The organism is Chitinophaga sp. CC14 (assembly GCF_048957795.1).
GTDB classification, from domain to species: Bacteria; Bacteroidota; Bacteroidia; order Chitinophagales; family Chitinophagaceae; genus Chitinophaga; species Chitinophaga ginsengisegetis.
In genome coordinates this window covers 1,082,265-1,107,314 of the sequence record NZ_JARBFY010000001.1, presented here as the reverse complement: position 1 = coordinate 1,107,314, position 25,050 = coordinate 1,082,265, and the positions used below count along the sequence as shown (strand labels likewise).

The window sequence follows — 25,050 nt, the reverse complement described above, 5'->3', positions numbered from 1 at the left end:
TGATTCCGTTCCTGCGTGAACAGCAGGCTGGGCAACTATTTAATCTCATTAAATTAGATGGAAAATCTGGCCGTAAGCCGCTCCCCATAAGCAAATATTCCCGTTATAAATTCCCGATAAGCAAAAAAAATGTATTCGTTGTTATGTTGTATTACTCTAAATAAACCTTGATTCTCCGATTTTGGCTTCATGAAAATTTTCATGACGGGAACAAATATAGGGAAACATTTCAAGTAAAAAATAACATTTTAGGGGTAGATGATGATAAGCATAAAAAAAGCGGTTGTCTCTTTGCAGAGACAACCGCTTCGTATTATTAGTTAAATGAAATACTGATTATTGTTTGGTATCCCACCAAACGCGATCTGTAAGTTTGCCTGGTTGTTCGGGCTGTGCGTTTGTTTCATTCTCTGAAGCTGGATACACCCATCTGCGTGGGATGGTAGTGATACCCTGGTATGCATTCTGCACAACAGTGAGCTTAGGGAAATTAGTTCTGCGCCAGTCGTTATATGATTCAAGAGACAGGTAGTTAGAGATATATTTCTGTGTCATGATCACCTCGTAAGCGTTGGCAGCAGTGAGTGTGCATTTAGCAGTGATATAAGCCTGAACCGCAGCGCTGGCCGGATTCAAACCGCATCTTTCCATATGCGCTTCCACTGCACTTTTCAGAACAGGTTGAGCAGCTGCAAAACCAGCGGTCAGGAAAGTAGCTTCTGCTTTAATGAACAGCTGTTCATCATAAGTAGCTAAATACACTGACTGATCAGCAGCAGCAAAGAACTTACCTACACCTGAAAGTGAATCAATGTTAATCTGGTCTTCGCCTATTATTCTGCCTCTGTAACCAGTGCCTAATTTAACCGGATCTACCATTACTGGCAACCTGGGATCATTTGTTGATTGCAGCAAAGTAAGGAAAGTAGATGATACTGCAACGCTACCCCATTTCACTGTAAACTGGTTCCAGGGAGCTTCTGATCCGGATTTGGTACCAAATGTAACACCTGGATTGAAACTGGCATCAGGGAAAGCCTTTGCCAATGCTGTTAAGGCAGCTTGTGCCTGTGTGGCAGCCACTTTACCAGGTGCATATGTTAAACGTAAAGCAAAACGGGCTTTCAGGAAATAAGCAAACGCCGTCCACTTTTCAGTATCGGAACCATATATCAGATCTTTATCACCAACTGATCCGGAAGCATCTTCCTGTGCCAGCAGTGCGATGGCATCATCCAGTAAAGTATTAATGCTGGTGTAAATGCTTTCCTGCGTATCATACTTTGGCTTTAAATTTCCAAAGCCTGTGAATCCCTGTGAATAAGGTACTGCATTCCACAAGTCGGTAGCAACAGCCATATTATAAGCCATTAATACCTTTCCTATACCAGCGGCATGCGGATGACTAGCTGTGGCAGCCTGGTCCTGCAGGATCTTCAGGTTGTTCAGGATCTGGGGATACATGTCAAAAGACCAGGTATTATCTACATCGGAAGCTGTTACTTTATAAGTATCCCATTCCGGTGCATTTTGGTCATAACCCAGTTGTTGTGTCCAGAAAGCGGCAGTTCTGGCAGGATAACCACCCGCAATATTAAATGCGGTAGTTAATTCAACACCGCCCACCAACAGGGCGTCAGTTACGTTCGTGGCTGCAGCCGGGTCATTGTTTACATCCAGGAATTTTTTACATCCTGAACCCCCTAACATTACACTTCCCGCTATAATGGATATAATTATCTTCTTGTTCATCATTACTCAGTTTAGAAAGTTAACTTCAAAGTTGCGTTGTAAGATCTGGTGCTTGGTGAAACGTAGTGATAGAAACCACCGGAGTTACTACCTGCTCCATAAGTACTCAATTCAGGATCTGAACCGGTAAAGTGTGGAGTGTAGATCCACAGGTTACGGCCGGCAACAGAAAATACTGCCGCTTTAAATGGAGTACGTTTTAACAACTTTGGACTAAAATTATAGGCCAGTGTAACATTTCTCAGTTTTACAAACGTTGCATCCTGGATCAGGTTTTCATAAGTATCACCCCATGCCTGCCAATAAGGCTCATTAGTTTTAATGGATTTCGTGTTTTGTTTACCATCGGCAGTTACACCGTCATATACCTTTGATCCGTCGCGGCTGCTGGTAAGACCACTGGTACCGTAGAAGGTCATGTAGTATTCATCAAAGTTGATCACCTGACCACCAAAACGGCCGTCGAACGTAAACGACAGGTTGATACCTTTATAAGATACGCTGTTGGTTACACCACCAATCCATCTTGGTTGGGTATTACCAATATCAAAAGAGGTACCATCATCCTGGATAGGATAACCGTCATCATCGATCAGCAGTTTACCCTGGTCGTTCCTCTTGTAACGTGAACCTCTGATAGTACCATAAGGCTGACCAGCTACCAGGTATATACCCGGAGTGGTGAAACCGCCTATCTGGATAGAAGTTACACCTTCAGTCAGCTCATTGATCATGGCTTTGTTCCTGGAGTAGTTAGCAGAAATATTCCAGTTGAAATCTTTACCCCTGATTGGGTTAGCATTTAAAGTTACTTCCAAACCTTTATTGGTGATCTTACCGGCATTGATTACAGCCTGGGTATAACCGGAACCAGCAGATACTGCTGTCTGGAATATCAGGTCAGTACTAACCTTGTTATAGTAGCTCGCTTCCAGGCCAATACGGTTGTCTAACCATTTTGTTTCCAAACCAACTTCAAATTCTTTAATCCTTTCTGGTTTCAGATCAGGATTACCCAACACATTATTCTTGGAGAAACCATTTACACCATTGAAAGGAAGATCCAGTGAACCACGAAGACCATCACCAACTACTGTTTTATTAAAAGGTGTTGCTACCTTATAAGGGAGTGCATCATTACCAATAGCAGTGTAAGCCACCCTTACTTTACCAAATGATAATACTTTGCTATCTTTTAATCCTTCCAGTTCAGAGAATACAAATGCACCGGTAACAGAAGGGTAGAAGTAGGAGTTATTCTTAACCGGCATGGAAGATGACCAGTCATTTCTACCAGTTAAGGTTAATGACAACATACGGTTATATTCCAGGACTGCCTGGCCGTAAATACTCACCCTTCTTCTGTCGTAGAAAGTTTTCGTAGATGTTACAGACTCCGCACTGGTAATATCGTAGAAGCCAGGTACGGCTAACCCGATACCTTTTGAAAACTGATCGGTATAGTGTTCAGAAATGATGTTATTACCTACCATTACGGTCAGATCGAATTTATTAAATTCTTTTCTGGCGGTAGCGTAAAAGTCGTGGTTGATCTGTTTGTTGTTGATGATTTCATTGTACATACGACCATTCGGGAAAGTACCAAATGAGCCGATTGCCTCATGAAATATACGTTCATCTGTATAAATATCCGCACCAATTCTTTCTGTTAAAGTCAGCCAGTTTAATGGAGTATATACCAGGCTGAAGTTAGGAATGAAGCGGGATACATTCAGTTGCAATCCGGTATTGGCAGCAGTCCAGAAAGGGTTATTGGCATTCACCTTATACATATTCTGTGACTTATCTACCGGGTTCTCATATGGTAACAGGTTGTAACTTACCGGGGCAGTGTAAAGGTTAGCCAGGTAAGAAGTACCACCACTACCGTTACCTTCCAGCAAACGGTCGTTACGTGAATCGATGTAGCTGATACCCGTAGTTGCTGTTAACTTATCGGTAAGATGGGTAGAGAAATTTGCGTAAAAGGAATTACGATAAAAATCAGTACCGGGAGCCACACCTTCCTGTCTTAAAGAAGAGTAGGACATCAGGTAATTAGATTTATCTGTAGATCCATTCAGGCTGATGTTATTATCCCAGGTAGTGCCTGTTTTAAAGAACGCATCACGTGGATCGTAGGTAACAGCTGGCTTACCGTCAACTTTTAAGGTATCCATTTTAGCGCCCCAGGAACGTGAAGTAGGACGGGTTCTTCCATCCCAGAATACTCCACCGTTACCTTGTGACCAACCGGTCTGAAACTCAGGCAGTACCACTTTATCAATGTTCAAGCTGGAACCCACTGTGAGGCTGAAAGATTTACCTTTCAAACCAGCACCGGTTTTAGTGGTGATGATGATCGCTCCACCAGCAGCCCTGGAACCATACAATGCCGTTGCAGAAGCACCCCGGAGAACGTTTACAGACTCAATAATATTAGGGTCAATGTCGATGCCCCTGTTAGGAGTAGTACCACCCGCCAGTACAGGATCATCGTCAGAATCACCGGCTCCGATCTGATCATTATTGATCGGGTTACCATCTACTACAAACAGTGGTTGGTTATTACCGGTCAAAGAGGCACCACCACGGATAACGATACGGGTACCACCACCCGGAATACCGGAAGTGTTATTAATTTGTACACCGGCAATTTTACCCTGCATACCATTCAGGAAGTTTACTTCCTTGGATTGCACGATATCATCACCTTTTACTTCCTGGGTGGTATAACCCAGGGTACGTTTTTCACGTTTAATACCCAGCGCGGTAACTACTACCTCACTAAGATCTTTATTGTCGGCGCCAAGGGCAACATTGATAGTGCCTTCAGCTCCAACAGGAACTTCCTTAGAAGCATACCCAATAAAAGAAAAAACAAGCACGGAACCCGCAGGAGCTTCGAGTTTGTAAGTGCCATCGTTGGTGGTTAGGGAACCTTTACCTGTACCTTTAATTCCGACAGATACACCAGGGAGTCCGGAGCCGTCTTTGGCATCCGTAACCTTGCCGCTGATTAATTTTGTTTGTGCATAGGCTTGCACAACACTGATGGCCACTAGCAACCATAAGAGTAGTCCTCTTTTCATAAGCAATTTAGATTTGAAAGATATTGTCAGTTAACTAATAAAAATGGGGGTGCTGTACTCATTTATCCCAAAGGTTAATTCCGTAAATCCGTTTTCCTCATAACCCATCGTTCCTTATTCGTATTTTTCTCAAAGCAAATTCCAGTTTCTCTCCTCTATTTTCTTCCTAAACTATATCAGAAACTGTTTCCGGTATAGATTTGAAATGGCGGTTAAATCCACACAAGCACCAACTAATTAAGATTTTGTTATTTAGATTCTGTTTTAGATTCTGATACGTATTTGTTAAATATTGTTTAAATTCTACTGCAATATAGGAAATTTAAAAAATACTAGTGCAAAACCAGCTTTTTTTTAAATCCTGTTCCGGAATATATCCCAACAGCCATCTTCACCTGAGAATCGTATTTATAAGCTAGTAATTATAATAAATATAATATATAATTATTTATCTTTCAAATATATTATACTCATATAAGTACCCGGCAAAAACCGATTGGTTATTATATTATATAATGATATACATGCTATCAGTCTGATCATATATATATCGCAATGCTGCCCGCAGCCAGAGCCTGTTTTGCCTGATCCTTCCTAAAATAAATCACTTGATAATTATTCCGCTCTTTTTTTTCTTATCCAGTAGGCATCTGCTCAAATAAAAAAAGGTGCCTCCTCGCGGAAGCACCTTTCATGTTATATAATAATATTAATTAATTGGAATAACCCTGGTTCTGTACCATATTCGGATTTGCATCCATCTCGGCCTGCGGAATAGGGAAAGCTACTCGGAAATCACTCGCCTCCGTAACCCTTGTGCTCAGTGCATTGGCATCTCTGATATTACGCTGTCCATTCTTCCGGAACAGATCAGACATACCCAAACCTTCACCCACCAGCTCCAATCTTCTCTGCTTAATAATTTCAGCTTTAATATTGGCAACATCAGTAAACGGATCCAGTCCACGTTTAGCTCTCAGCATATTCACATCATCCGTTGCTTTCTGCAGGTTACCCAACTCAGCATAAGCTTCTGCACGATTCAGCAACACTTCACTGATTCTCAGGATCTTTACGTTTACAAGACCTACCTGTCCTGTAGCTTCATTACCTGAAAATTTCATCAGGTAGTTACTGCCATCAAGATTCTGAACCAGCTCATTACGAACATCCTTTGGATCCAGCAATTCCATAAAACCATCTGTGAGCCTGATATCTCCATACCCACCTAATTTAGCAGGTACATACATATAACCGAAGTTATTGGAGCCGGCACCATCTGGTGTCAGGAAACGCAGGGAAAAGATTTCTTCCGAACCGGCGGCATCCAGGTTGAATGCTTTCGCCACTTCAGACGCTTCATATAAGGAATACTTCCCGATCAGCTTATCAGCTTCGTCAATAGCCAGCTGCCAGTCGCCCTTATACAGGTAGGCACGACTCAGTAATGCAGTTGCTGCATCCTTTGTAGCATTAAACACATTTGCATTTCTGTCTTCGGATTTACCCGCAGGAGCAGTTTGCTGCGCCACTTTCAGATCGCTGATAATAGCCGCATAGGTTTCAGCCAGCGTACTACGACCAGGTTTGAAAGTACCAGGTGCATCCACTGCTTTGGTCACCAGGGTAATTCCGGTGTTAGGGTCATTCACCTTTGCCCCCACATTGGTATAAGGCCTCGTATATCTTCTGGCCAGGTCGAAATTGGCCAGTGCACGCAGAAAATAGGCTTCTCCGCGGATGGTACTGGTCTTTTCAGTTTCAGGCATTTTATCTATCAGTACATTCGCCTGGTTTACCACTCTGTACGCATTCAGGAATGTATTGGTTTGCGGCGCCAGCAATGGTGTGTAGTTCAACTGGAATTCTGTAATAAACCGGTTGGAGTTCTGGGAAGTGATCTTCATATCATTACCACCCAGGTCAGACACGATCATGAAGTCACGGCCATAGTATTCCAACGTTTGCATGCGCTCATACATTCCGTTTGCAAGAATACGTGCGTTCCCTTCATTTACCGCATCCCCTTCATTCAATGAGGACTGCGGATTCTGATCCAGCTTGGAGCAGGCTGAAAACAAACCAGCCGTAGCCAATGCTAATATGGAGAGTTTTGTATATTTCATAATTAACTTAAATTTTTGATGTTACTTCATTAAAGTCCCACACTAATACCAAACGTGATCACTCTTGAAGTAGGATAACGGTAAAAATCAGTTCCCGCATTTGTAGTAGCCGGAGATGCAGTGCTGGTCGGAGAAATCGGGTTGGTGCTCATATCCGGATCCCATCCTTTATATCCTGTCAGCGTAAATAAGTTCTCTGCCTGCGCATACACTCTCAATCCCTGCATTTTCAATCTGCTCAAAGTACTTTTTGGAAGATTGTAACCCAATGAAAGGTTTCTCAGCCGCACATAGGAGATATCTTCCAGGTAACGGGTAGAGGAAGCATTGGAGTTGGTACCATTACCCCAGATAACTTTAGGTCTGTCGGCAATATCGCCCGGTTTTTCCCAGTGGCTGCCGGCATCTTTCGCCTGGTTTCCGGTGGTGTTGTTACCATCGCTTTCCAGGAAGGAACGGTTATAGTTGTAAGCTTTGTTTCCTGCGCTGAAAGTGATGAACACAGACAGGTCGAATTCCTTATAAGTGAATTTATTGGTGAAACCGCCTGTGATTTTAGGCAGTGCCTGGCCAACATATTTCCTAACTGCTGAATTGTAATCGGAAGTTGGTTTTCCGTCGGCGCCTTCCCAGGTAGCAGCACCGGTAGCAGGATCAACACCTGTCCAAACCGGCATATACCAGGAACCAAATGGCATCCCCACTTCAATCCGCTGACGGGAACCCGCCGGAATAAACTGCTGCCCCCCCAGAGACAATATCCTGTTTTTCAGGGTAGCAAAGTTCAGATCTGAAGTCCACTGGAAATTTTTAGTAGACACCGGGATACCACCTACTGTTACTTCAAAACCCTGGTTCAGCATCTTACCTACGTTCATCGTCATTACATCAAAACCGCTGGTCATAGATAATGGCAGCTGCATCAGCAATGCGGAAGAGCGTTTATCGTAATATCCAACGCTACCGTATAAACGTTTTTTCAGTACACTGATATCCAATCCCACATCATACAGGTTTTGTTTTTCCCAGCTCAGCGCCATGTTGCCCGGCTGTTTCAGATAAGCAACTGATCCGCCATCATAAGCGCCTACAAGGCTATACAGGGGTTGATAAGGATAATCTCCCAAACCTTCTGCATTACCCATAATACCATAGCTGGAACGCAGTTTCAGATCGTTCAGCCAGGAGATGTTTTTTGTAAATTCTTCTTCTGTAATACGCCATGCAGCGCCTACAGAGTAGAAATTACCATAGCGGTTGTCTTTAGGGAAACGGGAAGAACCGTCTCTTCTGAAACTACCACTTAAGAAGTACTTTGATTTATAGTCATAATCGGCTTTCGCCAGTATGCCCTGGAAAGCATAAGATGTTTCATCACCGGCCATGTCAAAGTACTGGGAACCCGCGTCCGGCACCTGTGCCTGACCATTGGGGAAGCCATTCTTTGCACCATAGTTCCACACACGGTTCTGGAAGGAATATTCATTACCTGCCAGTAAACGGAAACTGTGATCTTTACCCAGGTTGAAGTTGTAAGTCAGTAATTGCTGGGTAGTGTACAACGCCATGTTGGTATTCACGTTATACAGATAACCGCCATAGTTGCGTCCATCGTAAGAATCCGGAGATGTCCATTGCTTTTCGCGGATGTTGGTCAACTCTGCATTACCCTTTACCACGAAACGTAATCCGTCAATAATGTTATAACCCAATGCAGCATTAAAAACTGTTTGTGTATTATTGCTTCTGTTATAATTACTGTTTACAGTGCTCACGAAGTTACCCCCGCGTAATACCGGGCGGTAAGAGGAGGGAATATCCGCGAAACCGGCCCAGGACGTGGTGCCTGGCTGCCCCGCAGTATAGCCGTTATATGGATTTCCGTTCTCATCACGGGAAGGGATAAACGGAGAGTTGGCCAGTGCGCCCATCAGTGGTGAAGAGTAGCTGTTACCTGCACTTGCACTTCTCTGATCGGTATAGCTGCCGTTTACCTTTACGCTCAGGTCAAATTTTTCGTTGAACTTATGATCCACATTCAAACGGCCACTGTACCGGCTGAAATCAGAGCCAATCAGGATACCCTGCTGTTTGAAATAATCGCCGGAAGCATAGAACTGCGTTTTATCATTTCCGCCGCTGGCGTTGATACCGTAGGACTGAGTTTTACCCGTGCGGAAAGCTTCGTCCATCCAGTCGGTGCTGATATTTGTGAGACTGTTCGGACGGTTAGCCAGGATCTGTTCTGCAGTGAAAAGTGGTGTACCGTCTTTTTTGGTCGCATTTTTCATAGCCTCACGCTGATACGCCAGCAGCTCAGTAGCGTTCATCATATCAATTCCATGCGACAGGTCCTGGAAACCATATTTGGCATTGAAATTAATTCTGCTCACGCCTTTCTTACCGGTTTTGGTAGTAATAACCACCACACCGTTAGAACCACGGGAACCGTACAATGCTGTGGCAGACGCATCTTTCAGGACGGTCACATTTTCAATGTCGGCAGGGTTCAGGTTAGCGATTACATCCTGGGAAGGTGTGTTCTGGGTAAAATCTCCGGAAGAAATTATTACGCCGTCTACTACATACAGCGGGCTGTTGCTCGCAGAAATAGAACCGATACCACGGATACGTACTTCCGTTTTTGCGCCAGGCTGACCGGAGTTAGTTGATACCGCAACACCAGGCGCGTTACCCTGCAGCATTTGGTTTACATCAGGCAATGCAACGTTGTTGATCTTTGCGCCATTGATGCTGGATGCGGCAATGGTAGAGTTGATCTTCTTTTCCACGGTGTAACCTGTTACCACTACTTCATCCAGACTTTTGGAATCTGTTTTCAGTTTTACATTCAAAGTGGCAGCAGTACCTACCGGCACCTCTTTTGCTTCAAACCCAATAAATGATACGATCAGTGTGGCATTGGCATCCACCTGGATAGTGTAGCCCCCTTCGGGATTCGTTGCGGTTCCTTTTGTGGTACCTTTAATCTGGATGTTGGCACCAGGAATAGCTGAGCCATCTGCGGCATCAGTGACTCTCCCTGTTACTGTGCGGCTTTGCGCATAGACCTGCCCGCCCAGAAATAGCACGGACAAGAGGAGAAATAGTACTTTCCTCATAAGCATGATTTTGTTTCCTTAACCTTAAAAAATAATCCTCATTATCAAGACCCGTAAGCCTTAATTCAATTGGTTCCCGTTAAATAAGCAGTTGGTGAAATTGTGATTGGATACTTAAAGCTGGAGTAGGTAAAACGGTACAGTGATATTGACCATAAATTAAACAATTGACCTCTTCTCTTGCAATTTATTCAATAAATCGCAAGCAGAAGTAATCAACTTCTTCCTCATAAGCAGTTTCCTTAGCAAATTTTCAACCAGCCCCAAATATAATAATTCTTAACAAAAAGTTAAGCTTGGAAAGTTCCCGATAACGTTTAGGTAACATCTTTTTAACGCCTCATTAACATATAATTTTCATAATTAATACGTAAGGGCATAAAAATGAAACAAGCGGCAAGAATACCGCCTGTGCTCATCAACCAAAATCTAAATCGAGATTAAAGTTGCCCCGCATAACTGCGGGGCGAATGTTTTTATCAGGAAAGGGTAAGCGGATATGTTTTTAACAACTCCAGCAATACCATAAAGAGATCATCATTGCGATGATTAAACCGGTATTCACACTCTTTCAGGTGTAAATAAGCAGTGTTCCGGTTCAGCCCCTTGAACTTAGCCAGGCGATGCTTGGTTAAGCCCCAGAAAGCATCCACGTCATCCATCTGATGCGTGTCGGAAGTTTGCCCCAGCCGGTATAAACGGTACTGACCGAGATCTACCAATCCGTTGAACCGGCGCAAACGTTCTGTAGCTACCTGCGTTTCCAATACGGAACGCCCGCGGGTAGCCGCATGAATCATTGACCGGCTTACGTCCGGGAGAATTTCGGTGTGTAACCTGTCTGAGGATCTGCAGATGCCGAAGATTACCGGCTTAACAATCCGGTCTACTTCCGGCTTTACCGCCACCAGCGTGTCGCTGTCGTGGTCGGAGGTAAGGTCACTTTGCCGGGGTTCGTACGTTAACACGGGAACGGGCACAGGATGCTGCGTTTCACAGTATCGCGCAATCTGGTGTCGTAGCTTCTTCAGGTAGCTGTTAATAGTTACCCTGCTTACACCGCTGATATTCGCTATCTGGGTCGCAGTAAGATCATCGGCAAACAGCCGCAGGATCTCCTTAAATTTGCGCTCGGATAAATGAGCGCCCTTTAAGTACTTATTTTTCATGAACTATGTGGTTAGAATGGCGTATTAAACCTCATACTTTTTCATTATAATCCCCCCCCTTTTTTTACAAGCGGCTATAAGGGTATGTGAATGCTGCCCACTAGATCATTTCAGCTTTATTTTTTGTCCATTTTAGCTAAATATTTAGCATCCACTGCGGTTTCCTGACACTAAAAAGCCACCGGGGCAAACAGAAAGCATGAAAAACACGCCCTGTCAGCCCCGGTGGCCCTGATATTATTATCTTTATAAACTACTCCTGATCGCTGATCCCCAACTCTTTTATGTCAATATCTTCTTCCTCATCCAGCGGCTTCCACAACTCTTTCTTCTTCGCTTTCTTCAACAATGCCTTTTCCATCCACAACAGCAAAGCCGGCAAAATGGTCAGATTCGTAATCATCGCTATCACCAGTGTCAGGGAAGTGAGCCAGCCCAATGCTTTCGTACCGCCAAATTCTGAAAAACTGAAAATCATGAAGCCGGCAAACAGGATGGCAGATGTATAAATAATACTCAACCCTGTTTCATGGATCGTTTGCTTCACTGTAGCACTGATATCCAAATCATGACGTGGCAATTCCTGTTTAAAATTAACCAGGAAACGGATCGTAACGTCAATGGCTATACCAAGCGCCACGCTAAATACCAACACTGTAGATGGTTTCAACGGAACACCTATCCATCCCATCACACCGGCAGTAACCACCAGCGGAATCACGTTTGGAATCAATGATATGATGAGCATCCGCCACGAACGGAACAGATACAGCATACAAATCATAATTAACACGAAAGCAAGGATAACGCTCTCCATCAGCCCGTTAATAATGAAGCGGGTACCCTCCTGGAAAATCACGCTGGTACCGGTAAACGTAACCTTGTAATGCGCCGTATCAAAAATGGCGGTTACCTTAGGCTGTAAGGAATCCAGCAATACCGGCAGTTTCTGCGATCCCACATCTTTCATATTCACACTCAGCCTGGCCACCTGCCTGGTACTGTCCATAAAGGAAGAAACCAGTTTTGAAAAAGTAGAAGCCGGCCCGGCAGTATTGCCGCCCTTCATCCGCAGGTAAGGCGCCAGGAATCCCAGATCAAACTGATTAGGCACCGCAAAGTTGGAGCTGTCTCCATTATAATACGCCTGCTTGGCAAACTTAATCCCTTCCACTACCGACAACGGACGACCGAAATCAGGCTGTGCGGCAATCAGCTGTGTCAGCTCATCCAGCTTATTCAGCGTTTGCAGGTTGATCACACCATTCTTCTTTTTCGTATCCACTGCAATTTCCAGCGGCATCACCCCTTTGAAATTCGTTTCCAGGAACTTCAGATCCGTATACAATTTATCGGTATGCGGAATATCATCCAGCATATATCCTACAGATTGCAAACGCCCCATTCCCACAATGGCCACTATCACCAGCGCAACAGTTACCCCATATACCCACGGCCGGTATTTAAACACCAGCGTAGTCAGAAAATCAAGTATCGCTCCAAAGAAACGGTTATCCAGGTAAGTAGTATGCTTGCTCTTTGGCGCAGGTAAATAACTTAAAACAGATGGCAGGAAAATAAAAGAGATCAGGAAGATGAACATGATATTCAGCCCCGCTACTACACCAAACTCCTTCAGAAGAGCACTGTTGGTAAAACAGAATACTCCAAAACCAATGGCAGCGGTAAGGTTGGTAAACAGGGTTACAATCCCCATCCGCTGTATCATATGCACTAATGCCCTCGTTTTATTGGCGTCTTTGGCGTATTCCGTATGGTATTTACTCAGGAAGTATACGCAGTTGGGAATCCCTATCACCACTATCAGTGAAGGGATAATTCCGGTAAGCAGGGTAATTTTATATCCCATCAGGACAATAGTGCCCACTGACCAGATTACGCCGATAGCCACTACAATCATCGACATCAATACGGCGCCAAATGAACGGAAGAACAGGAACAGGATCAAACCGGTTAACAGGAAAGATATTTTCAGGAACAGCTTCAGTTCATCTGCCACCTTAACGGCCATGGCTGTACGAATAAGGGGCAAACCACTCAAATGTACTTCTGTATGCTGTTTCTCCTGGAAAGCATTGGCCAGCTTCGTGATCTCGTTCACTACTGCCGTACGTTTCGGGGAATTAAACACATCCTTGTTTACATAAATAGCCATGAGGTAAGCATGGGTATCCGGGTTGTACAGCAATCCCTTGTAAAAAAGGAGCGTGTTAAAAACACGGGATAAACTATCAATCACCACCTGGTTCGTCAAATCACCCTGGAAAAGTAAATTAGCCTCCAGCTTCTGCGTGCTGTCGTTCTTCACCAGGTTGATAGCCATCGGCACACTCATAATATTCTCCACCGCAAACACATTCTTCATGTCCTTGTTCAGCTGAACATAGTCCTTGAAAAAATCTGCCTGGAAAAATTTATCCGTTTGTACAGCGAGCATAAGCACATTTCCATCTCCACCAAACTTCTTCTTGAACTCCTGGAATTCAAGAAACTTCTGGTTATCGTGAGGTATACTGGACACATACTCGTATGACATTTGTACCTTACTGGCAAAATAACCCATCACGCCGGTACCGGCAAGCAGTAAAAGAAGAAGCAATAATCGATATTTTAGCACAAAGCCTGCTAAACGTTGCCACATAAGGATTTCCTTTTTAGTAATGGGCGTAAAGGTAATTAAAATAGCTATTAGCTGTTAACAGACCGCGATGAGCCGACTCCTTTTAGCTGCCAGCTGTCAGGTTTTAGCTTTTAGCCGTTCAATCCCTTCGTTTGTGTAACTTGCATTCCGGTTTCTTTCACTAACTGCTAACAGCAAAAGCCAGGAAAAATTGCTTCACAAAACACGCGGCATCGTATTACGCACGGTAAAGTATGGCGACACCAGCCTGATCGTGAGTATATTTACTGAACTCTTCGGGGTGCAATCGTATATTGTGAACGGCGCCCGTTCTTCCAAACCCAAAGCTGCCAAAGGCAACCTGCTGCAACCCGGTAATATCCTGGAGCTGGTGGTATATCACAACGAAATTAAAAACCTCCAGCGCATTTCTGAATACAAACTGGGATATCTGTATAACGCTGTACACCTGAATGTGGTGAAAAATACGGTGGCCCTTTACATGATAGAACTCCTGCAGAAATGCCTGAAACAACCGGAGCAACAAACCGATCTCTATTTCTTTACAGAAAATATCCTGCAGCTGCTGGACATCTCCGGCCTGCCGGTGGTGGCAAACCTGCCGTTATATTTTACGCTGAAAATGGGGGAGCACCTGGGTTTCCGGCTCAATGGAAGATTTTCTGAATATACCCCTTACCTCGATTTGCAGGAAGGCACCTTCTCTGACCTGCCGCCACACCATGCCCATCACCTCGACACGCACAGCAGCGAATTAACAGACCAGCTGTTTCAATGCACAGCAGTAGAGCACCTGGCGGCGATTACGATGAATAAAGAAAGAAGAAGAAAATTACTGTATGCGTACCTGGAATTTTTCCGGCTGCACTTACCCGATTTTACGGAGATGCATTCCCCGCCTATTTTACATGAGATTCTGGATGCCTGATCTGCTGCCCCAGCCTGGCGGCCTTTGCGCCATCTTCGGTAAAAAACTTCAGGTCTACCGTATTCCCATCAAAAACAGCGTAGGAAAAATAATTCAGCCAATCGCCCAGGTTGATATACCTGCTGCCATTGGATAAGGGAATATCGAGGGGCAGATGCCGGTGTCCGTAGATAAAATAATCGAAATGTTCTTTTTGCAGCACTTCTTTGCTGTAGATGGCCAGCCACTCATTTTCCGCTCCCAGGAAGTGTTCCAGCTCCTGCCCGGTGGCAGAGCGGCTTTTACGGCTGAAATAATTGGCAAGTGCAATGCCCCATGCCGGGTGGATAGCAGAAAACATCCAGCGGCAAAACGGGTTCCTGAAAACTTTTTTCAGCATCTTATAACCGTGATCGCCGGGACCCAAACCATCACCATGGCCTATATAAAACCGCTTAGTGCCAATGGTATAGGTTTGCGGCTCATAGTACACCGGGATATTCAGCTCTTCTTCAAAATATCCATCCATCCACATATCATGGTTACCAATGAAAATAGAGATCCCGATCCCTTTGTCGCTTAGTGCTGCCAGCTTTCCTAAAATGCGGGTATATCCTTTGGGAATAACATGTTTATATTCAAACCAGAAATCGAAGATATCACCTACCAGGAAAATATGCTGCGCGTCGGGTTCCACCTGCTCCAGCCATTGCAGGAGCAGCTTTTCACGCTCCCTGCTGGCGGCAGGATTGGGAGCGCCAAGATGAAAATCGGAGGCAAAATATATTTTCTTATTGGCCGGTAATGCAATATCCATTCTTAAAATTATGAAGCTTTTAGCTTTTAACAGTTAACCTTCAGTGAAAGAAACGATACGTCGCCCAGGCACTGAAAGTTAACAGCTAAAGACTAAAAGCCATTTATTTATTCGTCTACTAAAAATACGTATACTTCTTTGGGACCATGAATCCCTACCACCAGTGTTTTCTCGATATCTGCGGTACGACTGGGCCCCGTTGCAAAGGATATTGCTGATGGGATATCGTTGCCGTATTTATCTTTCAGCTTATTAAGCGCATCCTTCAGGTCAAATACCAACTGGTGCGTATAGGCTACCACGATATGCACTGGTGCATATACCGGTAAGGCCCTGCCACTGGGTTGTGCGGAACTCAGCACCAATGTTCCGGTGCGGGCTACCAGGTATTCACAATCCGTGATGGCGGCATCTGCTTCGTGCATAGTGCCCTGGTTCAACACAGGTAATTCCTGCTGATGAATTATTTTCAGCAGGGCAGGAGTCTGGCAAAACACATTGTGCCATTCTTTGTGTTCACAAAGCGCACGAAGGCTATCCATCAACTCACCTTTCCCTGTACAGTAAACAAACTTTCCCTGCAACCGGGTAAATTCTTCTGCAAACTTTAATTCCAGGCTCTCGTTCTCGGTTCTGAAAACAGACAAGTTGCCCTCCGAATTCGGGAAGGGCAACTGTACTGACTGACTTAACGCATTCCGTACTCTCTTCAGAATATTTTCCTTAGCAGGAGAAATCTTCATATCACTATTTACGCATTAGCTGGTGATGGAGAAGGATTGATGATATCTGACGGATGTACTCCTTCAGTAGGAGCGCCTTCTTTACCCAGCTGGTGCTCTTTGTGGGTATCGTAAGGACGTTTACCGATCAATCTTTCCAGGTCGGCCTGGTATAAAACTTCTTTTTTCAGCAGTTCTTCCGCCAGTGCCTTCACCTGATCCATTTTGGATGTGAGCAGGTTTTTAGTTCTGATATAAGCGGTGGCAATCAGTTTTCTTACTTCATCGTCAATCATCTTGGATGTTTCTTCTGAGTAAGGTTTGGTAAATGACTGATCACTGTTCGGATCGTAAAAAGATACGTTACCAACTTTATCGTTCATACCGTACACGGTTACCATTGCATACGCCATACGGGTAATTACCTGCAGGTCGTTTTGTGCGCCGGTAGAAATTTTACCAAAAACCAGTTCCTCTACTGCGCGGCCACCGAGGGTCATGCAGATATCATCGAGCAACTGTTCGGTGTTGTACAGATATTGTTCCTTCGGAAGATATTGAGCATAACCGAGCGCCGCTACACCACGGGGAACGATGGTTACTTTCACCAACGGGTTAGCATGTTCCAGATGCCAGCCGCAAATAGCGTGACCAGCTTCATGGTAAGCAATTACTTCTTTTTCTTCCGGAGAGATGATTTTGTTTTTCTTTTCCAGACCACCAATTACACGATCAATCGCGTCATTAAAGTCGTCCATTTCCACCTGCGTTTTGCCTTTACGCGCAGCGATCAGTGCCGCCTCGTTACATACGTTGGCAATATCAGCGCCTGCGAAGCCTGGCGTCATGGAAGCCAGTTTTTTCACATCCAGGTTGGGAGAAGTTTTGATAGGCTTTAAGTGCACTTCAAAAATGGTTTCCCTTCCAGCCAGATCTGGTTTATCGATAGAGATCTGACGATCGAAACGGCCCGGGCGCAATAAAGCGCTGTCCAGTACATCGGGGCGGTTGGTAGCAGCCAGGATAATGATACCGCTGTCTGTTCCGAAACCATCCATTTCTACCAGTAACTGGTTCAGGGTGTTTTCACGTTCGTCGTTACTCATCATTACATTCTTACCTCTTGCACGGCCGATCGCATCAATTTCATCGATAAAGATGATACATGGTGCTTTTTCGCGGGCCTGTTTAAACAGGTCACGTACACGGCTGGCACCCACCCCTACAAACAGTTCCACAAAGTCGGAGCCGGACATAGAGAAGAAAGGCACCTGTGCTTCACCTGCCATGGCTTTTGCCAGGAGGGTTTTACCGGTACCCGGAGGGCCTACCAGCAGGGCGCCTTTAGGAATTTTACCTCCCAGGGCAGTATATTTTTTAGGATTCTTCAGGAAATCCACAATTTCCATTACCTCTACTTTCGCTTCGTCCAAACCGGCCACGTCGTTGAATGTAATATTCACACGGGTACCTTTGTCGAACAGCGTAGCTTTGGATTTACCAATATTGAAGATGCCACCAGGACCTCCGCTGCCACCGGCAGGGCCGCCCATCTTACGCATCAGCAATATCCACAAACCAATGATCAGGATAATTGGTAACAGCAACTGGAAGATAGGTTCAAACCAGCTCTGACGCTCATCATAAGAGATCTTTACCTGGTTTTCCACCGGAATGCCTTCCTGTGCTTTATCTATATCCTTTTTAAAACTTTCTTCGCTACCAATAGAAAAACGGAAGTGAGGACCGGGGTTCTCTCCGCCAAATTTACTTTTGTTAACGTCTTTAAACTTGGCCTCTTTAAGATGGTCATGTTTTATGTAGACTTCTACATATTTTTTATTTACAACAACCAGCTTATCAACATCTCCCGGTTTCAGATAATCAATCTGAAATTCCTGGAAACTGATTTCTTTGGTTGGGGATCTCAAATCAAAAAAGTTCATTGCGAGCAGGGCTACGCCAATAAAGGCATACACCCAGTATATATTGAACTTCGGTCCTTTCTTAGGTGATTTCTCTGAACCCTTGTTGAAGTTATTGCCTCCTTTTTCCATAATCTTACGCTCCTTTACGGATGTTTATTGCAATCAGAATAATATGAATAATTAAATTCTAAAACAACTGTTTTGTTCAGTCTTCTGTGTGGTCCATCCTGTCCGCGTCGCTCCACATTTCTTCCAGATTATAGAACTTCCTGTTTTCGGGTTGGAAAATGTGTACTACTACATTCACATAATCAACCAGAACCCAGTTTTGAGAACTAAATCCTTCGTGTTTGTACGGTTCCTCTGAAGTATGCTTCTCCACCTCCTCTGACACATAATCAGCAATGGCTTTCACCTGGGTGCCGGAATTGGCTTCACATATTATAAAGAAATCGGCCACGGCTTCAGGAATCTGGCGTAGATCCAGGGACACGATATTTTCCCCCTTCTTATCCTGTATGGCCTTTATGATGGTGGTAAAAATTTCACTTTCTCTGGTCAGGCGTTGCTGCGCCTTCTTTCTCGTGCTCAGAACGGTTAAGGGTGCCAATAAATCTCGTTTTTGTTAAAAATAATCTTTAATTGTCAAAGTTACTAAACAAGCAGTAATATAAGATGTTTAATATCCGCCGCGGGAGGCCTGAAAATGTTAATTAAATAATAAAATGAATTACTTTTCGGGCCGGATACAGACTAAAAAAGATTCATGTGATAGGACACCCGTTTTATATATTAGACGAGATAGACAGCACCAATAACTATGCCATGCAGCAGGTAAATTCCGGCCAGGTGACATCAGGCACAGCCTGGTTCACCAGCAACCAAACGGCCGGAAAAGGTACCCGCGGGAAACAATGGCTCGCTCAACCCGGAGACATCAGCGCCCTCACAATTGCCCTTCAACCGGCTATGTTACCGCTTTCAAGGCAGTTTATGCTCAGCGTGGCAGTAGCCCTCGGAAGCACCGATTTCTTCACTTCCCATGCCGGCGACGAAACCATCATCAAATGGCCAAACGATATTTATTGGCGTGACAGAAAGGCAGGTGGCATCCTGATTGAGAATGTATTGCGTGGAAATATATGGCAATATGCCATTATCGGCATCGGGCTTAACATCAACCAGGCCGCCTTCCCCCCTGAATTGCCCAACGCGGTTTCCCTCCGGCAAATTACCGGCAAAACCCACCAGGCGGCAAACCTGGCCAAAGAACTATGCACTTTCCTTGATAAAAGGATCCGGCAGCTGCAACCCGCCAATTACGAAACCCTGCTCGCTGAATATACTTCAAGGCTCTTCCGCTGGCAACAACCCGGGCTATACCGCAAAGACGGGGAAATTTTTGAAGGCATCATCCGCGATGTACTGCCGGATGGCCATCTCTGCCTGGAAAAAAACGGAGAAATATTACAACTGGGCTTCGGGGAAGTGGAATTTATTATTACGCGGTAGTAGCTATTTACCGGAGTAAACGTTTTGCTCTTCACGCAAAGCCCGCTTCAGCGCTGCCGGCAGGTCTGGTGACAGGTCCGACAGTAACCAGGCGCCGGCGCCCCATTGATATTCCCTGGACAAAGTATCCTTCATTACACCGGTTTGCTGCAACATGCCTATCATTTTCATATAGGCGCCTTCCGGCTTCTTACCAATTTTAACAATGTAATGGATGGTATCCATCTCCCGGAACCAGAAAACATAATCCGCATCCATCGCGTTGGCCAGCGGAATATTTCTTCCCCTGTTATAATAATTCAAAGCACCGGCCTCCCCGTAGTTGTCGCAGATCAACAAGGTATATGGCTTCTCCGCTTCCGGTACCTGCTGCCAGGTTTGCCACGACATATCTGCCAGGTCGCGCCAGCCAAGCATATCCGCAAAATCCTGGGGAAGGATGTGATCCTGCCCGTCTTCCCAGCGCAACAAACCCAGCGACCGGAATTTACCGGCCTTTTCACTGATCTGCACCGGTTTCATCACCGGGAAAATAACATTCACCAGCAACCCAAAAGGCACTACTATCAGGGCCACCCAAAGTAACCGCAGGTAACGCGTCCAGTCGTGGGTGAAAATCCGCTCCCAGTATACACTTCCGAATGCCAGTAACACCGGGTACAAACCAACGGAATAATAGCTTTTTGCACGCAGGTAAGTAAACAACAGTATCGTTAATGCGTAAATACCGATGATAACCCTGTAAGTCCGGAACGACGGCGAAATAATTAACCCGATAACAGCTGCTACTACAATAAAAGCGCCTCCCACAAAGAACTTCAACTGATCTCCCAGAAAAGAAATACGGCTTACGTGTACCAGCTGGCTTTCACTCAGTTCCTTCATATGATGCAACACCGGCATGCCATGCTGCAACTGCCAGATGATATTCGGGGAAATGATTACCACGGCTACTGCCATTCCTATGTACAGGTATTTACTTAAAAATACTTTCCGGTGTGACGACAACAACAAGGCGCCCGCCATTCCGAGTACCAGGAAAATAATATTGTACTTGTTAAGCACTCCCACACCGGTAACAACACCCATCCACAATAACCATTTGTTGTTTTGTGTTTGCAGCAACTGCATCAGGCACCAGAACAACGCCGTCCATGCCAGGATATCAAAAGAATTAGGCTGATACAGGATGTTCATGCGCGACAAACCTGAACATAAAAATGCCAGTGCCGCCAGTACCTGCGCAAACCAGCCGCCACCCAGCTTTTCCACCATCTTCCATACCAGCACCATTGTGAGTGCACCATATAACGCAGGAAAAAATTTTATCCAAAAGAAGCTATTGCCCAGCCATTGTATTACTAAAGAATTGAAAGCAGTAAGCGGAGGCACCGATAAATATCCTGCTGCGAGGTGATTGGCCATATCCAGGTGCAGGTACTCATCCCGGTGAAGCTCGTAATACGGGCTTAATACGGCGTATTGGAAAACCATCTTTATAATAATAAATGATAATAACAACCATAAAGAAGTGCGTCGATAGCCTGGTTGTCCGGCAGCGGGATGTATCATATGCACTAACAAAAAATTTTACTCATTAAAAAAAACGGAAATACCTGCTGATGTTGCAATGTATTTCCGTTATAGATTTTAAAATTTCTTGTTCAGTGGCATATGTGGCAGGCTGCTCTACATAGCGATCATCAGGGCTTGATGATAACAAGATTTTGGTTGATAAAGGCGTTAACAAATTGTGAAATTTTTTCTGATTAATCAAAAATGAAATTGCAACTATGTTTCATTTATAAAAACAAGCAGCTACCAGTAAGGGTTTACACACATCGTATGCGGATAAAAGTTAACATACACAGGTGAATTACCAAAAGATTTTAACATAGAATTGTTTAAATTTGGTGTATGCCTTCAAGTAAAAACAGCTCCATTACGTTCAGAACTTTCAATGAATTTAACGACGACCTGCTATTATACACGCACAAGGAGGTAACTCCCAAAGCACCGTTAAATGGCAGTTTTACGGTACATGAAAGATCTGATTGCCCCTGCATGGATGAAGTGAGAGCCAGCAGACGGGACTATTATAAGATCAGTTTCTTCACCAAAGGTTCCGGTATCTTTACGCTCGGCGATAACCGTTACGAGATCGATAGGCCTACCTTACTTTTTATTAATCCTTACGAATTAAAAACATGGCACGCCACCTCGGATGAGCAGGAAGGCTACAACTGCCTGTTCACCGACCTGCTGTTTGAATCACAGCCTAATCATCAGGAAAACCTGTTGCAACACCCGCTGCTGCAGCTGGGAGCGAAGGCTGTGTTCACCTTAACAAATGAACAGGTCGATTATCTGCAATCCATTTTCAGACAGCTGGTAAAAGAATACCGCGAGAATGCCGCCTTTAAACAGGAAGCGATCCTTATTTACCTGAAATTGCTGATGCTGGAAGGCAAACGCCTGTCGGCCCAGGTAAACGAACCCAAACGCCAGTTAACAGCTGCGCAGGCGCTCGCACACCGCTTTACCGACAAACTCGAAAAACAGTTTCCGATTGAATTTACCCATAATCAATTGGCGCTGAAAACGGCCAAAGAGTTTGCGCAGGTATTAAATACACATCCCAATCATCTGAATGCGTGTGTGAAACAGGCCACCGGCCGCACTGTGAGCGAACATATCCGGCAAAGGATGCTGCTGGAAGCACGCCTGCTGCTCATGCACACCGATTGGCAGATTGCTGAAATCGCCTGGTGCCTGGGATTTGAAGATCCCGGTAACTTTACGCACTTCTTTAAAAATCACAGCGGCGTTTCTCCACATCTTTACCGGGCGCAGTAATACTTTGATATTTACAATTAATTGTTTGCTTCTTGCAATTCCGGGCCTGTACCTGCACGTACATTTGTATCACTAAATTTTAACAATATGCAGTACAGAAAACTAGGTAAAACAGGCGAATCAATTTCCGCAATAGGACTGGGTTGCATGGGCATGTCGTATGCATACGGCACCGCACAGGATTTTAATGAAACAGAATCACTGGCTACACTGGAACTGGCACTCGAGCTGGGCATTAACTTCTGGGATACCGCAGATATGTATGGCCAGGGCGCCAACGAAATCCTCTTGTCAAAAATACTTGCAACTAAAAGAGATAAAGTTTTCCTCGCCACCAAATTCGGATTCAGATTTAAAGAAGATGGCACCAACTATTTTGATGGTTCTCCGGAATATATGAAACAAGCGGTGGAAGCCAGTTTGAAAAGACTGAAGGTAGATGTGATTGACCTTTATTACACCCACCGGATAGATGAAAATATTCCCGTAGAAGAAACAGTAGGCGCTATGGCCCAGCTGGTAAAAGAAGGTAAGGTGCGCTATCTCGGACTATCCGAAGCCAGTGTAGACTCTATTAAAAAAGCCCATGCTGTTCATCCTATCGCCGCGCTGCAAACAGAATACTCCCTGTTTACCCGTGATGTGGAAGATGGCATTCTGGCTGCTACCCGTGAACTGGGCATCACCCTGGTGGCTTACAGCCCGCTGGGAAGGGGCCTTTCCACCGGCGCCATCAATAGCACAGGTGCTTTGAAAGATGGCGACTTCCGCAAAAACCTGCCCCGTTTCCAGGGAGAAAATTTTGAACAGAATTTACAAACGGTAAATGCGCTGGAAACTTTTGCCAAAGAAAAAGGGATTACCGCCGCACAGTTATCACTCGCATGGTTACTGGCACAGGGGGAAGATATAGTGCCCATTCCGGGAACAAAACGCAGAAAATATTTACAGGAAAATGCCGCTGCTGCAGAAGTGAATTTATCGGCAGATGACCTGGTGGCCATTGATGGTATTTTACGCAATAACGCCATCGCCGGAACACGGTATACAGAAGGAGGAATGAAACTGGTAAACAGGTAAAATTCGCCCGGTATAAATATCCGGATAGCGACGCTATCCGGATATTCTTTTTACATTATTTTGTTTTCTTATAACCCCAATCCAGCAGCCACTTCACTACTTTCTCTTTATAATCTCCCTGGATCAGGATTTCACCATCTTTCACACTGCCGCCGGTGCCGCATTTCGTTTTGAGTTCCTTACCAAGCTTCTCAATATCTTCTTCTTTACCAACAAAACCGGTGATGAGGGTAACTACTTTACCGGCGCGCTGTTTTTTATCTAATGTTACTCTCAGTATCTGTTCTGCGGGGGCAAGTGTTTCTGTTACTTCTTCCTGCTCTGGCTCCAGTGAGAAGTTTGGATCGGTGGAATACACGATTCCATTGCCTGGTGTATTTTTCTTTTTCGACATCTCTCTAAAATATTTAAAGGTTATTCGTTTACCACTATATTGATTGCCTCTGTTTGAATACGGATGCGTACCACGCCGTTTTCGGTGAGCGGTACTGCGTCGCCGTCTACCTGCAAATATTGCAATGCGCTGCTGCTGATGGTGATATCCTTGCCGGTATAATGTTTCAGGTATCTTGTTTGATCAATGTTACCCATCAGGGAAAAAATACTTACCGGTAACAGGCTCAGAATGCCTACCGGTGGCATTACGCAAAGATCGAGTTGTCCATCGAAAACACTGGCTTTGGGAGCCAGTTTAAATTCATAGCCAAACTGGTTGCCATTGGCAACCGTTAAAAGAAATGCTTTTGTTTGCAACACTTCCCCATCTATATCGATCCTGTATTCTGCCGGTTCATAGCTGTTAAAACTTTTCAGCACCAGTTTCGCATAACCGGATAAACCACGTTTGGTATTATGCCGGAATTGTTCTGCAATAAGCGCATCAAATCCTACGCCGGCATTGCTGAGAAACAGGTGCTCATTGGCGTAGCCTACATCGATGGCGCGTTGTTTATTGGCAACAACAAGACTTAACGCTTTATTCACATCCAGCGGAATTTTCAGCGCGCGCGCAAGGCCGTTGCCACTGCCTAACGGCAGGATGGCCATTGCGGTATTGCTTCCTACAAGTCCCTGTGCTATTTCATTAATAGAACCATCGCCGCCCACAGCCACCACGGTATCTACGCCGTTACTAACAGCTTCCCTGGCCAGATCTGCACCGTGGCCAAGATACGCCAGGTAGGCAGTGCTTACCTCATACTGATCGGCAGGCAGATGCCGGCTGATAGCGCTTTCCAATCGTTTTTCACGGTCAGTGCCCGCTTTGCGGTTGATGATAAATAGAATCTTCTTCAAAAAAACTGT

17 protein-coding genes are annotated in these 25,050 nt (G+C 44.9%); 4 read left to right on the top strand and 13 right to left on the bottom strand.

Going from position 1 to position 25,050, the window contains the following annotated elements; translation table 11 throughout:
• Positions 1-336: 336 nt before the first annotated feature.
• From PV783_RS04665 to PV783_RS04640, 6 genes are all read right to left on the bottom strand, one after another.
• The gene (locus PV783_RS04665) at positions 337-1,752 is read right to left on the bottom strand and encodes a SusD/RagB family nutrient-binding outer membrane lipoprotein (protein WP_420987271.1); all 1,416 of its coding nucleotides are present in this window, start codon (positions 1,750-1,752) and stop codon (positions 337-339) included.
• An 11-nt stretch (positions 1,753-1,763) separates the two neighbouring features.
• Positions 1,764-4,844 carry a SusC/RagA family TonB-linked outer membrane protein gene (locus PV783_RS04660; RefSeq protein ID WP_420987270.1) on the bottom strand — a complete coding sequence of 1,027 codons (3,081 nt, stop codon included), beginning with the start codon at positions 4,842-4,844 and terminating at the stop codon, positions 1,764-1,766.
• Between the two features lie 713 nt (positions 4,845-5,557).
• Positions 5,558-6,970: a RagB/SusD family nutrient uptake outer membrane protein gene (locus tag PV783_RS04655; RefSeq protein WP_420987269.1), complete on the bottom strand. Its 1,413-nt coding sequence runs from the start codon at positions 6,968-6,970 to the stop codon at positions 5,558-5,560.
• 29 nt (positions 6,971-6,999) lie between these two features.
• On the bottom strand, positions 7,000-10,092 hold the full coding sequence (locus tag PV783_RS04650) for a SusC/RagA family TonB-linked outer membrane protein (RefSeq protein ID WP_420987268.1): 3,093 nt from the start codon (positions 10,090-10,092) through the stop codon (positions 7,000-7,002).
• 479 nt (positions 10,093-10,571) lie between these two features.
• Positions 10,572-11,261 (bottom strand): hypothetical protein, encoded by a 690-nt coding sequence (locus PV783_RS04645; RefSeq protein ID WP_079469883.1) that lies wholly within the window; start codon positions 11,259-11,261, stop codon positions 10,572-10,574.
• Positions 11,262-11,514: 253 nt separating this feature from the next.
• Positions 11,515-13,923, bottom strand: a complete 2,409-nt coding sequence (locus PV783_RS04640) for an efflux RND transporter permease subunit (protein WP_079469884.1) — start codon at positions 13,921-13,923, stop codon at positions 11,515-11,517.
• 190 nt (positions 13,924-14,113) lie between these two features.
• On the opposite strand from PV783_RS04640, the gene recO reads away from it, so the two are divergent.
• Positions 14,114-14,851: a DNA repair protein RecO gene (recO, locus tag PV783_RS04635; protein WP_079469885.1), complete on the top strand. Its 738-nt coding sequence runs from the start codon at positions 14,114-14,116 to the stop codon at positions 14,849-14,851.
• On the opposite strand, the gene PV783_RS04630 is transcribed toward recO, so the two are convergent.
• The 4 genes from PV783_RS04630 to rsfS all read right to left on the bottom strand — a co-directional run bounded on the left by PV783_RS04630 (position 14,823) and on the right by rsfS (position 18,907).
• Positions 14,823-15,647: a UDP-2,3-diacylglucosamine diphosphatase gene (locus tag PV783_RS04630; protein ID WP_079469886.1), complete on the bottom strand. Its 825-nt coding sequence runs from the start codon at positions 15,645-15,647 to the stop codon at positions 14,823-14,825. The two genes, recO and PV783_RS04630, sit on opposite strands and share 29 nt — an antisense overlap.
• A gap of 107 nt (positions 15,648-15,754) precedes the next feature.
• Positions 15,755-16,390, bottom strand: coding sequence for a LutC/YkgG family protein (locus PV783_RS04625; protein ID WP_420987267.1), 636 nt, complete (start codon positions 16,388-16,390; stop codon positions 15,755-15,757).
• 8 nt (positions 16,391-16,398) lie between these two features.
• On the bottom strand, positions 16,399-18,426 hold the full coding sequence (gene ftsH / locus PV783_RS04620) for an ATP-dependent zinc metalloprotease FtsH (RefSeq protein ID WP_420987266.1): 2,028 nt from the start codon (positions 18,424-18,426) through the stop codon (positions 16,399-16,401).
• 76 nt (positions 18,427-18,502) lie between these two features.
• On the bottom strand, positions 18,503-18,907 hold the full coding sequence (gene rsfS, locus PV783_RS04615; protein ID WP_079469889.1) for a ribosome silencing factor: 405 nt from the start codon (positions 18,905-18,907) through the stop codon (positions 18,503-18,505).
• Positions 18,908-19,065: 158 nt separating this feature from the next.
• On the opposite strand from rsfS, the gene PV783_RS04610 reads away from it, so the two are divergent.
• Entirely contained in the window at positions 19,066-19,809 is a 744-nt protein-coding gene (locus tag PV783_RS04610) for a biotin--[acetyl-CoA-carboxylase] ligase (protein WP_420987265.1), read from the top strand.
• A 3-nt stretch (positions 19,810-19,812) separates the two neighbouring features.
• On the opposite strand, the gene PV783_RS04605 is transcribed toward PV783_RS04610, so the two are convergent.
• Positions 19,813-21,381, bottom strand: coding sequence for a glycosyltransferase family 39 protein (locus PV783_RS04605; protein WP_420987264.1), 1,569 nt, complete (start codon positions 21,379-21,381; stop codon positions 19,813-19,815).
• Between the two features lie 345 nt (positions 21,382-21,726).
• Here PV783_RS04605 and PV783_RS04600 point away from each other — a divergent pair, with 345 nt between their 5' ends.
• Entirely contained in the window at positions 21,727-22,665 is a 939-nt protein-coding gene (locus PV783_RS04600; RefSeq protein WP_420987263.1) for an AraC family transcriptional regulator, read from the top strand.
• Positions 22,666-22,752: 87 nt separating this feature from the next.
• Complete coding sequence (locus PV783_RS04595; protein WP_420987262.1) at positions 22,753-23,745, top strand: aldo/keto reductase; 993 nt, start codon at positions 22,753-22,755, stop codon at positions 23,743-23,745.
• Positions 23,746-23,800: 55 nt separating this feature from the next.
• Here PV783_RS04595 and PV783_RS04590 read toward each other — a convergent pair whose 3' ends face one another.
• Both PV783_RS04590 and PV783_RS04585 read right to left on the bottom strand, forming a co-directional pair.
• Positions 23,801-24,139 carry a translation initiation factor gene (locus PV783_RS04590; protein WP_420987261.1) on the bottom strand — a complete coding sequence of 113 codons (339 nt, stop codon included), beginning with the start codon at positions 24,137-24,139 and terminating at the stop codon, positions 23,801-23,803.
• A gap of 20 nt (positions 24,140-24,159) precedes the next feature.
• Complete coding sequence (locus tag PV783_RS04585) at positions 24,160-25,041, bottom strand: diacylglycerol/lipid kinase family protein (RefSeq protein WP_079469895.1); 882 nt, start codon at positions 25,039-25,041, stop codon at positions 24,160-24,162.
• Positions 25,042-25,050: the final 9 nt, after the last annotated feature.